Raw genomic sequence first — 14,091 nt, forward strand, 5'->3', positions numbered from 1 at the left:
ATCTGTGAAAGAGATGAAAGTGGTTATGAAATAGTTAAATTTGAATTCTTATTCTATCGGTAAGTCAAAATGGACAATCGTTCCTTTGCCTAAAGTGCTGCTTATTCGCAGCTCTCCATGATGCAATTTAATGATCTGTTCCGAGATGGATAATCCCAAGCCGCTGCCCGAAGCCTGTTGATCCCCTTTGTAGAATTTTTGCCGCACATTCTCTAAATCCGTCTCAGCGATGCCTGAGCCTGTATCCTTTACAGAAATCACGACTTTCCCTGGAACCGTATGAGCGGTGATAAAGATTCGACCTGATGAACCAGTAAATTTGAGTGAATTATCAATGAGATTAATCATGACTTGCTTCACACGATTCTCGTCAGCTTGAATCACTGGCAGATGTTCTTCTATTTTTACATCTAGTGAGATGCCTTGTCGGGTCGCTCTAGGGGTAAGTTGTCTGCCGATATGCTGCAGTAGTTCTGTTAGATCCACAGATGTGAAGTGAACGGCGATTCTTCCGTTATCCAACTTGGAGAAATCCAATAATTCATCCACCATATGAGTTAACCTGTCACTTTCGGATTCAATAATATCAAGCCCATCATAAAACAGAGGTTGATTACTCACCTCACTCGCCTTTAAGGTAATTGCCCAACCTTTGATCGAGGTCAAGGGCGTTCGCAGTTCATGGGATACGGAAGCGATAAAATCATTCTTAAGCTGTTCACTCTTGGAGATTCGGCTTGCCATCATATTTAACGTATCCGCCAATGAACCAAGCTCATCTTGATAGCGCTTATGCACTCTGATGCTGAAATCACCTTCGGTCATCTGGTCTGCTGCCTGCTTCAAATCTTTAATGGATCTGGTTATGGTCCAAGACAGTAATAATCCAAGTAAGGTGACAATGCCAATGACGATGATCCCCACCCCGATCAGTAAAACCGTAATCTGTTTAACTGTATGTATAGTTTCCGTTAAGGACGTGATAAATCTGACTCCCCCCACGATGTTTCCATTCGCTTGTAAAGGATAGGATACCGCGTAAATCGCTTCCTCTGTGTTAGGGTCCGCACCTTTCCAACTGCCGGGCTGCCCTTTTATTGCTGCTTGCACATCTATGTACTCAGTCATAGTAAGATCGCCTTGAAGTCCATTTGAATCCTGCAACAGCCGGCCTTCAACATTAATAATCTGTACCTGTGCATCGGAATGACTCGCAAACCCCTTCAGTAACCTATCCGATTGTTCCTCCAGATCCTGGTCCCCAAAGTATTGCTGAAAAAAAGAAGCCGATAGCTCTGCTTGATTCATCAGGGTTTCCTCAATGTTATGAAAATAATAATATCGTACAGATACATTAAGAATGATTTCAAGAATGAGCACAGTAAGACAGATGACTACAAAATAGCTTCCTACTAATCTTTTCTGAATTCCCATTCTTCAACCATCCTTTCTAAAGCGGTATCCGAGCCCCCATACCGTCTCAATCCAAAGCGGATTAGAAGGATCAACCTCAATTTTCTCTCTTAACTTACGCACATGAACATCTACCGTCTTAGGATCTCCAATATAATCTTCTCCCCAGACAAGATTCATTAATTCATTCCTAGAGAGTGCTGTATCCGGATGCTCCAGAAAGGTCTTCATCATCTGAAATTCCTTCGGAGTTAATTCAATGCTGTCATCCTGCTTAAACATCTTGTTTGCATTCAGATCCAGCCGAATCGGTCCAGCTTGAAGTATCGTTTTTTGCGGCTTGAGAGCTGATTCTGTACGGCGCAAAATCGCTTTAATACGTGCTACCAATTCTAATGGATTAAAAGGTTTAACAATGTAATCGTCAGCACCCATTTCAAGGCCATTGATTTTGTCCATATCCTGTCCACGAGCGGTTAAGAAAATGATGATGACCCCAGCGTCTTTCTCTCTTAGCTTTCGGCATATTTCGAACCCATTAGAATCAGGCAACATGATATCCAGAACCAGAACATCTGGACGGCTCACCTCAAAGCTCTGCAAGGCTTCTTCTCCACAAGCAGCTTCACTAACCACAAACCCGTTATTCGTTAAATTTATAGATATAAAACGTCTAATATTATCGTCATCTTCCACAATAAGCACATGATTGCGATCAATAGTATCCACGATTTCCACCCCTATTACCCAGAGTCTAAACAAGTAAAAAAACAAAAAAACTCTCCCGGTAAAGAGAGAGTCTTGTCTCAGATCCCTATAATTAAATCACAAGTGGATATTACTCTAAATCGCTATAGTTGTCAAAATCTAATCCAGATACACAGCCTTGCCGGTCTGCGCCGATTCATAAATAGCTTCCAATATTTGCGAAACAACAAAAGCTTGTTCAGGAGTTACAACCGGGTCCTTATCCTGTTCAATCGCTTCAATCCACTTTCTTAATTCTATATCCGGAGCACTTTCAGCTTTACCTTCATAATAGGCAACGCCGCCTGCCCCAAGCTCAATTTTATTAGTGTACAGCTTGCTGAATTTCTCTCCGTTAATTCTAAGTCCGTCCTTCATATCTGCGCCTGCTTCCGTTCCACTTAAGCTGCATTTCGCTTCATGTACGTCTAGTGAATTCAGAGCCCAGCTCGCTTCCAGCATGATTGTTGCGCCATTCTCCATTACGACCATTCCAAAGGCTGAGTCCTCCACGGTGAACTTTTTAGGGTCCCACGGTCCCCATGCGTTGGCGGCTTCTTCCTTTTGTGAAAGTTCATGATATTTAGTGCCCAGCACGACTTTTGGTTTATAGTTATCCATCATCCAAAGGGTTAGGTCCAGCGCATGAGTTCCGATATCGATAAGCGGACCGCCGCCTTGTTTCTCTTCATCAAGAAATACTCCCCAGGTCGGTACGGCTCTCCGTCTGATGGCATGTGCTTTTGCAAAATAGATATGACCAAGCTCTCCGGACTCACAGGCTTTTTTCAAATATAAGCTGTCTTCTCTATATCGGTTGTCATATCCAATGGTCAGCTTCTTGCCTGTACGTTTCGCTGCTTCAACCATTCGTTTGGCATCTGCCGCTGTCTTAGCCATTGGTTTTTCGCACATCACATGTTTTCCGGCTTCTAGTGCAGCGATTGATATTTCCGCATGGACATCATTAGGCGTAAGCACATGAATAATATCAATGGATTGATCTTTTAATAGTTCAGTGTAATCCGTATAGACAGTAGCTTTATTATTTCCGTATTTCTCCGCTGCTTCTTCAGCACGTTCTTTAATAATGTCACAAAAAGCCACGATCTCAACCTTACTTTGTCTGCTCAAGCTTGGAAGATGTTTGCCATTCGCAATACCACCACATCCAATAATCCCTACACGAAAAACCTTACTCATATCCTTCACCCTCACCTCTAATGGATTTGTTTGCTGTTTCGATAAGTTGCCGGTGTCATGCCTAACCGCTTGCGGAAGACAATATGCAAATAGGTAGCATTGGTAAACCCTTCCGACTGTGCGATTTGTTCTATCGGATAATTGCTTTCTTCAAGCTTGCGGCAGACCGCTTGCAATCGGATGTCCTCAAGCGCCCTACTGAATGATTGTTCTGCATTTACTTGCTTAAACACCCGCTGCAGCTGCCTTGAACTAATATTTAGCTTTTCCGCAACATTTTCTAAGGTAACCGTTCCTGAATAATTCGCTTCCATATATTGCATTGCGTATTGATACCGGTAAGTCAGCATATCTCTAACCGGCGCCTCCGTGCGGATCCCGCCTGAATCATACGCTCTAACGGCCTTTAATAAAATACTAATCACGAGATGCTTAATTGAAGTATAATATCCGGTCAACTTCCCATCGCATGCTTCGTACGCTTCTCGAAAACACTTCATAGCCCCGTGATAATCTTGTGCTGGGACCAAGGGTAAACACTTCAGCTTCTCCACACAGGTCTCAGCTTCCGCAACCTCCCAAAGATCCGCATCATCCCGGATCCTCTTCTTGATGTCAACATGCAGGCATAGCTCTTCCATGGATTCATCTGCGGCTGCCTCTTGACGATGCATAACACCTGGTCCGGTTAGATAGAACATCCCCTCTGACAGAGGATACCTTTGATCCCCAAGAATGACTTCTCCCTTCCCGCGCGGAATGAAATGAAACTCAAATTCAGAATGATTATGGAACTCGACTACTCTGCCCGGTGGAAAAGATGTCAAATGAAATCTAAACACTGTAATCTCGTAATGTCCCCATAGAATCGTGATATCCAATCTTTCAAGCATGTCCTGCTTCTCAAACATCATCTCATAGGGAAAGCTGCTCAACGTTAAGTCCTCCCAATCGGAATTACACAGCCTTCTTTAGCCGAGCGGTTCGCCGCCTCCATTAATCTGGTAAGCTCAACTGCCATTTCAACATTTTGAGTGGCGAGTGTATTATTTTGAATATGATCAACCCATTGATGGAAGGCGCTTTCACGATTGCTTTGCAGGGCTACTTCTTTCCAGCCTTCTTCTTTATCTGTGGATTTGTTCGTTCTAAGAAGAAGCTTATTCTCTGGTGTTCCGTAAAGCAGCGTTCCTTCAGTTCCATGCACCTCGATAGTAAACGGCGAATGACTATTCACGAAACCAGCCTCCACCACTCCAATTGCTCCTGAATCCGTAAATAATGTCACTACAGCATTATCTTCCACTTCTTTACCGGTTACATACCCAAAATTAGCACTAACCCCAGTCACATCTTGATCTAAGAAAAGCTTCGCCAAATACATGGGATGACAGCCAAGATCAATCAAAGCTCCGCCTCCACATTGCTCCAAGCTAAAGAAATGATCAGGAAGCCAGCTTTCCGTTGCTCCGTTATGGGATAAGCGAACTCTAACGTAAGTAATCTTGCCGAGCAGTTCCTGACTTAGAATCTCTTGAATAGTTAATGTATAGCCGTCATTTAAACGAGGCAAGGAGACCGTTAGCTTCACTTTGTTCTCATTAACTTCTGCGATAATTGCGTTAACTTCTTTTAACGTTGGGGCAATAACTTTTTCTGTGAAAATATGTTTGCCCGCCTTGGCCGCAGCCACGATTACGTCTCTATGCATATTCGTTGGTGCATCCACGATAACGGCATCTATATCCTCTTGCGCAAGCAGATCATCCAGTGATTCAAAAAAAGGAATATTCAAGCTTTCCGCAGCTTTGTTCCCACGCTCTACGTTTTCGTCCCAAACTGCAGCTAATACGGTATCTTCATGCTCCTGAGCTTGCTTGGTATAATCCCATGCATGCACATGCCAATAGCTGAGCTTACCAATTCTAATGGTCATTTACTTGTGCCTCCCGTATATATGTTATTCTGACATCTGCTATAAAAATAACACATAATAAACAGCTTTTTTAGTAGGAAAATGCGACAAAACATATATAATATTACGACACATAAAATCCGGAGTGAAATACGATCCCTAAAAAAAGAAACCCTTGCTATAAAAGCTAAAGGTTTCTTTATACTTGGCTTAATGGGTTAGTGGCTTATTATATCCTTTGTCATCAAAGGGCTGCAGTTTCTCGAACCACTTCTTTTTCAATAGTTTAAGCTCCCAGCGCACGTCGGTTACGTCTTCTGACTCCTTCTGCTCTAACACCTCATAGCTGAAGGCTTCTGCTCCAAGTTCCTTCCAGTCCTTTTGCAGCTCTGCATTCGCAAATCTGCCCATATCTAATTGCATCTGTATAGTCATCCATTTATTCTTCAGGTTGGGATAGCTGTCAACGAATATTTTCCCGCTTCTTTTGTTTGTAATTTGAATAGCACCCATGTACGTCTTGAGCTGCTTATATTGCTCCTGAAGTTCTTTACGTTTACTTTTGTCCATTATAATTTATGATTCTCCTTTCACAGGCCATTCTGCTAAATTTCAGTACCCCATTTCTTTTAATAAACGGGACAATACCGAAAGTCGTTCTCCGATCATTTCACCATCATCACTAAGCGCCTGAGCGAACAGCTTAATATCATTATCAATCATGGGATTATCTGCACATACAGATACACTCATTGCATCTCCCTGCAGTCCAATACGATCAATCATAGGGCTCTCGGGATCATACATTTTCGGAAAACGATAGGCCTCTTGAAAATACAAACTACTTCTGCAAATCAAAATTGCCAGGTCAAGCACACGGTGCATTGGCAGCTCTTCGGACTGTCTCGACCATTTGTCCCCTGTATGTCTCCATACCTTTGCTGAGATGTCGACCTTTCCTCTATCGTTCCATTGTGCTAATCCAAGGGACAGACCTTTTGCATCTGTGTCCCCGGCGTAGCGGCCATCAACCTGCTCGTAATTTTCTGACACGACTACAGGTTTATGTTTTAGAGTTGTTGGAATTTTCATGTTAGTCACTCTCCATTTTATGATTTACTAATTTACTCATTTACTAAATTACTAATTTACTAAATCTAAGATTCATATTACCCGGCAAAAGATCATCTGTCAAACGACATTACACCCGTTTTATCCAACAAAACAAAAAATCCCTCTGCGCGTAGCAAAGGGACTGTTATTTTCATGTAAAATATATCTCTAGCTTATATGATCATTCACATTACAAAACCAAACCATATGGACAGAATCAGGTCCCCAATAGTCTTCTACTACTTTATAAGGCTGCCCAAATTTACGTTGCCACCTGACCTGTGCACGTTTATAACCGCTGTCCAGACAAAACTGCTCTACCCCTTGCTTTTTTAGAAATATCATCATTTCCTTAATTAAGGCTGAACCCACACCTTGACCCTGATAACTTGGCATAATGTATAAACTGCCCAATTCCCCTATTTCATCTAACTGATGGTCCGTGCAGGTTTGAATATCTTCGCCACAAGGTCCAAAGGAAATCGTACCGACAACCTGCTCTTCTATTTTTGCAAGAAGGAAGTAAGGCTCTCCGGTCGTAGTATCCAGTGAAGTCATCACCATTTGCTTTTTATGATCTATTTCACTTTGGATATCGTCTTGTAAATGATCAAGCCCTTCTTTTTCAAAGGCATCTTGGATTGAAGTTTCAAAAACAGAGCATGTGGATTCAAAATCAGCTGGAGAAAGCGTGCTTATGGTCATTTGATTACTCTTATTCATTGATTCGGACACCTCTTCTATTCCCGGCCGGAATTCTTAAAAACCCTGCAATAATATACTATCAGCATTCAGACTGAAAGGTTTATATTCATAGAACTACTTTACTGGAGGTCATCATGAATATATTGTCCTTTCTGATCTATTGCGTTGTCGCTACATTTACACCCGGTCCTACCAATATTGTTATTCTTTCTTCCGTGCAGCATTCCGGGGCTAAAAAATCAATGGGGTATGTATACGGATCCACGCTGGCTTTTGGCTTATTACTTATCCTTTCTACTCTGCTGAACCGTATTCTAGTAGAAATCATCCCAAATATCCTGATCATTATGCAAATCATTGGGAGTTTATATATGCTCTACCTTGCTTATAAAATCTTTAAAATGGGTTCAATGGAAGACCAGCCTGACCCCAATGCCAATTTCCGCTCAGGCGTGCTTATGCAGCTTGTGAATCCTAAAGTGCTAGTATTTACACTAACGGTTATTCCCAACTACGTAATGCCATTCTATACCTCTTCGCTTGCCTTGTTTATATTTGTTATAATTATAACTGTGATCGGATTTTTTGCATTTACGACATGGGTTGTATTTGGGACAATCTTCAGAACATTTATGAAAAATCATCAAAAAGTTCTAAATACCGTGATGGCACTGTTTTTAGTATACTCGGCCATTATGATATCGGGAATCCTATAAAGTCGTGGAGGTTAAGAACGTGGAGAAATTTAACTATAAAAAGTCAGCAGAGATCCTGTCCTTATCCGCCAGCCTTACTGATTTCACCTATAAAAAACATTGCCATGAGGAATATGCACTCGGTGTGACCCTTCGTGGCATTCAGCAATATAATCTTGATGGTAGTTTGCAGTCCTCTCATAAAAATGGCGTAATGTTGTTTAATCCGGAACAAACGCATGATGGCAATGCGTATGATAAAGGTGGCATTGATTATGTCATGCTTTATATTAAGCCAACCCTAATGTTAGAGATACTAGAAAAAAAAGAACTCCGCTTCGCCACTCCTATCTTATACGATGACAAATTGGCGCAGTGCATATTAGCCCTAAACCATGCCATTCAGAATGGCAAAGAGGAGTCTTTGTGCAGTGAACTGCTATTCACTCTGGTTCATTTAGTCTCTAATACTGAAATAGTTACCGATCGTAGAACGAATAATAAATTTCTCAAAAAAGCAAAGGAAATGATGTACTGCAGCTTAGACCATGTGCTGAAGCTGGACGATCTCTGCACAGAGTTTGGTCTATCCAAATATCAGTTTATTCGCGAGTTTAAGACACATACAGGAATATCACCCTATCAATTTTTCTTAAATTGCAAGGTAGAGCGTGCCAAGCAGTCCATAGAGAGAACCAAGGATATCTATGCAGCTGTTGTAGATTGCGGATTTGTGGATCTAACTCATCTGAACAGGCATTTTAAAAGCGTGTTCGGAATAACCGCACATGAATACCGGTCACAGCTGTAAGATCTGCCCTCCTACCATTGTCCAGAGCACTTTAAATTCATCATCCAAGAGAACCAGGTCAGCATCCAAGCCAGAGGTGATCGTCCCCTTTTGTTGAAGTTCAAGAATATTGGCCGGTGTAGTTGAAGCCATTTGCACGGCATCTGTGAGCGAAATTCCAGTATCGACAGTATAACGTAAGGCTTCATTCATGGTAACTGTACTGGAGGCCAGCGTGCCATCTTCCAATCGCGCTATGCCACCAGATACCGTAACCTGATGTCCTCCAAATATATAATTCCCATCCCCTAACCCCATTGCCTGTAAGGCATCTGTGATCAAGACCATTCCTTCCGGTCCTTTCATGGTATGCATCAAGCGGATAATTGCAGGATGCAGATGGACATTATCCACAATAGCTTGCAGGCTCACATGCTTCTCTTCGAAAGCGGCAACCACAATCCCCGGATCTCGATGATGGATCGGCCGCATGCCATTAAAACAATGCGTAACATGACTTGCCCCAGCGGCAAAAGCTTGTTTGGCTTCCTCATATGTGGCATCCGAATGAGCAATCGCTATCACCACTCCCTGTTCTTTCAAAAAGGAAAGAAGCTCCATGCCTCCCGGCAGCTCGGGAGCAATCGTAACCATTTTTATGAGTGATCCAGCTTCTTGGAAAATGAGCTTCATTTCCTCTAAGTTAGGATGCCGCAGATACTTTTCATTTTGCATTCCTTTTCTCTTGGGGTTTAGATAAGGTCCCTCTAAGTGAATGCCTGCGATCTTTGCTCCCACTTCATACCCAATGACACGTTTGACACTACGAATCATCTCTAAAAGATCCTCCATCGTAGAACTCACAGAGGTAGCCAGAAATGAGGTGCAACCAGAAGCTGCACAAGCCTTCGATACTTCTTGAATACTCTCTTCAGTACCGTCCATCATATCAAACCCGTTAGCGCCATGAATATGCACATCTATCATTCCGGGCACTAACAAATGCCCTCCGCCATCAATCCGTTCATACTCACCCTCTGGGATAGAAATATCTCCTGAGTCTATCCTCATCACCTTTCCTTCAGAAATCCATACATTGGCCGCTGAAACTATACTATTCTGAAGCACTACTTGTACATTTTGCAAAATATAAGTCATAAACATTCTCCTCCAGTCGTTATCACTCTTGATTTCGAACCTCTTCAGCTTCATCTAGGCACTCAATAACTGTGATGTTCTTCTGATCTAGAACTTCTCTGATCTCGATTGGAAGCTCTCGATTTGTAACTAAAATATCAACGAAATCAAAGTCTAGCCGATAAAAGGATTTAGCATTAAATTTGGTGTGATCCGCTACTAAAATCACTTGATCAGATCTTCGAGCCATTTCTCTTTTTACCCGCGCATCTTCTTCATAAGGATAATAGAGTCCATCAGCACAGATCGCCGATGCTCCAATAAAGGCTTTATCCGCACGAATTTCACTAAGTTTATCGATAATGGAAGAACCATATAACAAGCGGTTTTTCACATTCAAGTAACCACCAAGTACATAAATTAGCAGATCCTCGCGATGGGATAAAATCCCTACATTATCTATCGAGTGCGTGACAACCGTAATATCCTGCGCACTAATTTGTTCTGCAACAAACTGTACAGTGGTCGATACGTCTAAAATTACAGTCTCACGATCTTGGATAAGTCCGGCCGCGATCTTCCCTATTCTCTGCTTACTCTCGGATTCATCGATCAAACGATCTTGATAAGATAATAATTCTTTTTGCAATTCAGGTAACGCTAGACCGCCATGCGTCCGAACAACGACGCCCTCTTGTACTAACCTAACAATATCCCGTCGGGCAGTATCTCTTGAGACTTCAAATTGCGTACAGATATCTTGAACACTCATCGATTGGTGTTGTTTCAAATATTCGAGTATTTTTAATAATCGTTCCTCTTGATACATAATGAAATTCACCTCCTAAAGTCATCATAAGTCATTTTATAAGTATTTACAAGCATTTATAAGTTAATAATTAAGTATATATAAGTATTAATGCGTAAAAAAAGACGAAAGCCAGATGAATGTGCATCCGCTAACGTCTTTAAAATGTCTATTCTTTAGGATTCACTTCACAATGTCACTTCACATCGCGGTTCCAGCTCTTCTGTATCTTTCGAATATAAACAATTTGGCCCACATGATAAGCATTATGTGTTGTTACATTTCCTAGAACTTCCCACCATTTACTGTCTGGAAATCCTCGAACATCAGCTTCCAATTGTTCTTTCTTAATCAATTCCTGCCAGTGTAAAAGAACCTCTAAAAGTTGTTTTTGCAGCGCTTCGAACGTTTTCCCTTCTGCAACGACAAAGGTATTATTATTACTATCCACTGGAGGAACCGCCTGAACACTGGCTTCTTTATACCTTGTTTGCCAAGTTTCATTCCAGTAAAGCAGATGCTGCACAATCTCAGCAATACTATTGCTTTCTTCCGTTACCTTCCAAAAAGCTTCTTCTTCACTTAAGTCTTTAACCGCCACTTCAAAGGGCACATACCAACTCGGATCATTCGCATTGGCCAGCAACTGGTTGGCTAGAACATCATAAGCATGAAACATTCTTCCTTCCCCCATTTTCCAGATAAATTATATGCAAATCAAGTACCGCAGAATGTACGATATGGACATGCGGATTCCTCAGGAAGTGCCGAGTATTCCTCTTGTTCAGAGGAGTAGGCGTATGGGTTAGTCAAAGCTTGAAGTAACCTCTCCATCACATCGTAATCTTCCCGCTCTACCGCAGCCTCAAGCGCTTCTTCTACACGATGGTTCCGCGGAATAATCGCAGGATTGCTGCTATGCATCAGCTTCTGTGAAGAGGATTGTGATTCCTGCTGCCTGCTAAGCCGCGCCTGCCATAGCTCATTCCATTGCTTAAATTCAGGGGTGCCAAACAGATCAGCATCTTCCGTTACGCCTAAAGTTAAGGACCGAAATGTATTAGTGTAGTCAGCCCGATATTTTTGCATCAGTTCAAGGAGGGTATCAATCAGAGCAACATCCTCTAACTCTTCGTTAAAGATTCCCAGCTTCGCTCTCATTCCCGTTAGCCAATATTGATAGGACCGCTCCGAAAAATCTGAAATTGCCTCCTCAGCCAGCTTAATCGCCTGTGCCTGATCGTCAGCCAGCAATGGCAAGAGAGTCTCGGCAAATCTGGCGAGATTCCATGCGCCAATCCCGGGCTGATTGTGGTAAGCATAACGACCCTGCTGGTCTATGGAACTAAATACTGTCTCAGGATTATACACATCCATGAAGGCACATGGACCATAATCAATCGTTTCTCCGCTAAGGGCCATATTATCAGTATTCATCACTCCGTGGATAAAACCTACAAGCTGCCATTTAGCAATTAGCGCTGCTTGACGTTCCATTACTTCCCGAAGCAGAACAAGATATGGATTATCTTCCACAGGAGCTTCTGGATAATGTCTTTGCAACGTGTAATCAGCCAGAATACGCAGATCCTCCACAGTCCCCCATGCAGCAACATATTGGAAGGTTCCAACACGCAAATGACTGGCAGCAATCCGGGTCAGAACCGCCCCCGGCTGTTCCGTTTCCCGAATTAGCGGCTCCCCTGTAGCTACCACCGCCAAGCTGCGAGTCGTAGGAATCCCAAGTCCATGCATAGCTTCACTGATGATATATTCGCGTAACATCGGTCCAAGCGCTGCCCGGCCATCGCCACCACGAGAATATGGGGTTCTTCCCGCACCCTTCAATTGAATATCTACACGATCACCTTGAGGGGTGATCTGTTCGCCCAGCAGCACTGCTCGACCGTCTCCCAACATGGTAAAATGTCCGAATTGATGTCCAGCATAAGCTTGCGCAAGCGACATGGTACCTTCAGGAACTTCGTTGCCGGCAAGATTCCCAAGCCCCTCCTTACTCTGTAGTGCTGTGCTATTCAGCCCTAGAGTAGCAGTCAATGGTTCATTAAAAATAATCAGTTCCGGTTTACGCACAGGCGTTGGCTTAATCCTTGTAAACATTGATTCCGGCAGATGAGTATAACTGTTCGCAAAATTCCAGCCTATATCTATTTTCTCTGTCATATTATCTCCTTTTTATATCAACTTATTTGGAAGCTAATTCGCTCCGCCTTTGGAGAGCATAATATTGAGAATGGTCTTGTCAGTATCCGCCAGCCCTTCCTGAACCAAACGCTCCATGTTGCGGATGGTATCTTCCACCTCTTCGAAAATTACACCATCCTTGGTTGTAGGAGCAATGTTGTTCATAGCCAGTGTGGCTGCCTGGATCGCCGTATTAGTGGAGGTGGAAATCTTCAGCGCACAGGTAGAATTCGCACCGTCACAGATCATGCCTGACAAAGAAGCTATCGTATTCTGTATCCCATGCTTGATCTGCTCAAGACTGCCGCCCATGAGATAAATGATCCCGCTATTTGCTCCTACTCCCCCTGCAATCCCTGAACCACATAATGGGGACAAACGCCCGATATAATGTTTGATGTGCACAGTGACCAGATTGCTCAGTGCAAGCGCCCGAGCTAGCATTTCTTCATCTTTGTCCAGCAATTCCGCCAGAGCTATAACGGGAAGCGTACAGGCGATGCCTTGATTGCCACTGCCCGCAGTTGTCATCACAGGCATTGCACTGCCATCCATTCGAGCATCTGAAGCCGCTGCGGTAGCCGCGATAATTCTGTTCGCTACATCATTGCCGAACAGATTCACCGCTGATTGCTGATTCATTTTCTTACCTACTTGCAAGCCATAATCGCCTCGCAATCCCTCATCAGAGATCGCTTTGTTCATCCGCGCCCCTTCCAAGAGAAAGCTTAGGTCTGAAAAAGGAGCGGTACAGATAAACTCGAATATCTGGTCAACTGAGCCCGCATACTCTTCCGTGTCGAAAAGACCAGGCTTGCCACAGTCGGCTTTTGAATTCCGGGGTGTTATTTTCTCCCCGTCCAGAGCCAAATATTCTATATGGGTGTGCTCTCTGGCAATAATGGCAGTCGCCGTATGGTTCTGCGTAAACAACTGGGCTTCAATATATAATTTCTCAGGAGTGTCCTTTATCTCCACTTTTAGCAGCTTTCTATCCAGCAGGTCATTTGCCATCTTCAACTCAGCCTGCGTCAGACCTGACAGAATTTCCAGCTCCTTGTGAGAACGGCCGACCACCGCTCCAAGGGCTGCTGCGATGGGCAGGCCTGTCTGGCCTGTCCCGGGAATGCCCACTCCCATTGCATTTTTGATAATATTACCGCTGAGATGCAGCTGAATCCCCGTAATTTCTTCCTCGAGAAGCTCTGCCGCCAAGGAGACGGCATACGCAACTGCAATCGGCTCCGTACAGCCTTCTGCCGGCACGACTTCCTTGTGTAAAATTTCCAATAAGTTGCTCATGTATGCATTTCCCCCTTTTCTCTCGCTGTTGGACTTATTTATATATAGTAACTCAGAG

The 14,091-nt window shown here is 43.2% G+C and carries 15 protein-coding genes; 2 read left to right on the forward strand and 13 right to left on the reverse strand.

The window, feature by feature from the left end; genetic code table 11:
• Positions 1 to 48: 48 nt before the first annotated feature.
• The 8 genes from MKY54_RS19930 to MKY54_RS19965 all read right to left on the reverse strand — a co-directional run bounded on the left by MKY54_RS19930 (position 49) and on the right by MKY54_RS19965 (position 7,114).
• Positions 49 to 1,434 (reverse strand): HAMP domain-containing sensor histidine kinase, encoded by a 1,386-nt coding sequence (locus MKY54_RS19930; protein ID WP_339187648.1) that lies wholly within the window; start codon positions 1,432 to 1,434, stop codon positions 49 to 51.
• A 3-nt stretch (positions 1,435 to 1,437) separates the two neighbouring features.
• Positions 1,438 to 2,142 carry a response regulator transcription factor gene (locus MKY54_RS19935; RefSeq protein ID WP_076127275.1) on the reverse strand — a complete coding sequence of 235 codons (705 nt, stop codon included), beginning with the start codon at positions 2,140 to 2,142 and terminating at the stop codon, positions 1,438 to 1,440.
• Between the two features lie 138 nt (positions 2,143 to 2,280).
• A complete protein-coding gene (locus tag MKY54_RS19940) occupies positions 2,281 to 3,363 on the reverse strand; it encodes a Gfo/Idh/MocA family oxidoreductase (RefSeq protein WP_076190679.1) in 1,083 nt (360 codons plus the stop codon).
• Positions 3,364 to 3,380: 17 nt separating this feature from the next.
• A complete protein-coding gene (locus MKY54_RS19945) occupies positions 3,381 to 4,298 on the reverse strand; it encodes an AraC family transcriptional regulator (protein WP_254857007.1) in 918 nt (305 codons plus the stop codon).
• Between the two features lie 2 nt (positions 4,299 to 4,300).
• Positions 4,301 to 5,299, reverse strand: a complete 999-nt coding sequence (locus tag MKY54_RS19950; protein WP_076218419.1) for a Gfo/Idh/MocA family oxidoreductase — start codon at positions 5,297 to 5,299, stop codon at positions 4,301 to 4,303.
• Between the two features lie 189 nt (positions 5,300 to 5,488).
• Complete coding sequence (locus MKY54_RS19955) at positions 5,489 to 5,848, reverse strand: GIY-YIG nuclease family protein (protein ID WP_038572157.1); 360 nt, start codon at positions 5,846 to 5,848, stop codon at positions 5,489 to 5,491.
• Between the two features lie 42 nt (positions 5,849 to 5,890).
• Complete coding sequence (locus MKY54_RS19960) at positions 5,891 to 6,370, reverse strand: DUF6530 family protein (RefSeq protein ID WP_038572158.1); 480 nt, start codon at positions 6,368 to 6,370, stop codon at positions 5,891 to 5,893.
• Between the two features lie 189 nt (positions 6,371 to 6,559).
• On the reverse strand, positions 6,560 to 7,114 hold the full coding sequence (locus MKY54_RS19965; protein WP_339187651.1) for a GNAT family N-acetyltransferase: 555 nt from the start codon (positions 7,112 to 7,114) through the stop codon (positions 6,560 to 6,562).
• A gap of 116 nt (positions 7,115 to 7,230) precedes the next feature.
• Between MKY54_RS19965 and MKY54_RS19970 the strand changes: the two genes are divergently transcribed.
• Both MKY54_RS19970 and MKY54_RS19975 read left to right on the forward strand, forming a co-directional pair.
• Complete coding sequence (locus tag MKY54_RS19970) at positions 7,231 to 7,812, forward strand: LysE family transporter (RefSeq protein ID WP_076278710.1); 582 nt, start codon at positions 7,231 to 7,233, stop codon at positions 7,810 to 7,812.
• A gap of 19 nt (positions 7,813 to 7,831) precedes the next feature.
• Positions 7,832 to 8,602: an AraC family transcriptional regulator gene (locus MKY54_RS19975; protein WP_076190665.1), complete on the forward strand. Its 771-nt coding sequence runs from the start codon at positions 7,832 to 7,834 to the stop codon at positions 8,600 to 8,602.
• On the opposite strand, the gene nagA is transcribed toward MKY54_RS19975, so the two are convergent.
• From nagA to MKY54_RS20000, 5 genes are all read right to left on the reverse strand, one after another.
• Entirely contained in the window at positions 8,591 to 9,739 is a 1,149-nt protein-coding gene (gene nagA / locus MKY54_RS19980) for an N-acetylglucosamine-6-phosphate deacetylase (protein ID WP_339187656.1), read from the reverse strand. The genes MKY54_RS19975 and nagA overlap by 12 nt on opposite strands.
• A 22-nt stretch (positions 9,740 to 9,761) precedes the next feature.
• A complete protein-coding gene (locus MKY54_RS19985) occupies positions 9,762 to 10,547 on the reverse strand; it encodes a DeoR/GlpR family DNA-binding transcription regulator (protein WP_076182961.1) in 786 nt (261 codons plus the stop codon).
• Between the two features lie 175 nt (positions 10,548 to 10,722).
• Positions 10,723 to 11,205 (reverse strand): DinB family protein, encoded by a 483-nt coding sequence (locus MKY54_RS19990; RefSeq protein ID WP_339187658.1) that lies wholly within the window; start codon positions 11,203 to 11,205, stop codon positions 10,723 to 10,725.
• A 38-nt stretch (positions 11,206 to 11,243) separates the two neighbouring features.
• The gene (locus MKY54_RS19995) at positions 11,244 to 12,710 is read right to left on the reverse strand and encodes a YdiU family protein (protein WP_339187661.1); all 1,467 of its coding nucleotides are present in this window, start codon (positions 12,708 to 12,710) and stop codon (positions 11,244 to 11,246) included.
• A gap of 33 nt (positions 12,711 to 12,743) precedes the next feature.
• On the reverse strand, positions 12,744 to 14,033 hold the full coding sequence (locus tag MKY54_RS20000; RefSeq protein ID WP_339187662.1) for an L-serine ammonia-lyase, iron-sulfur-dependent, subunit alpha: 1,290 nt from the start codon (positions 14,031 to 14,033) through the stop codon (positions 12,744 to 12,746).
• Positions 14,034 to 14,091 lie beyond the last annotated feature (58 nt).

Origin of the sequence: Paenibacillus sp. FSL P2-0121 (genome assembly GCF_037975345.1) — a bacterium.
GTDB classification, from domain to species: Bacteria; Bacillota; Bacilli; order Paenibacillales; family Paenibacillaceae; genus Paenibacillus_AQ; species Paenibacillus_AQ odorifer.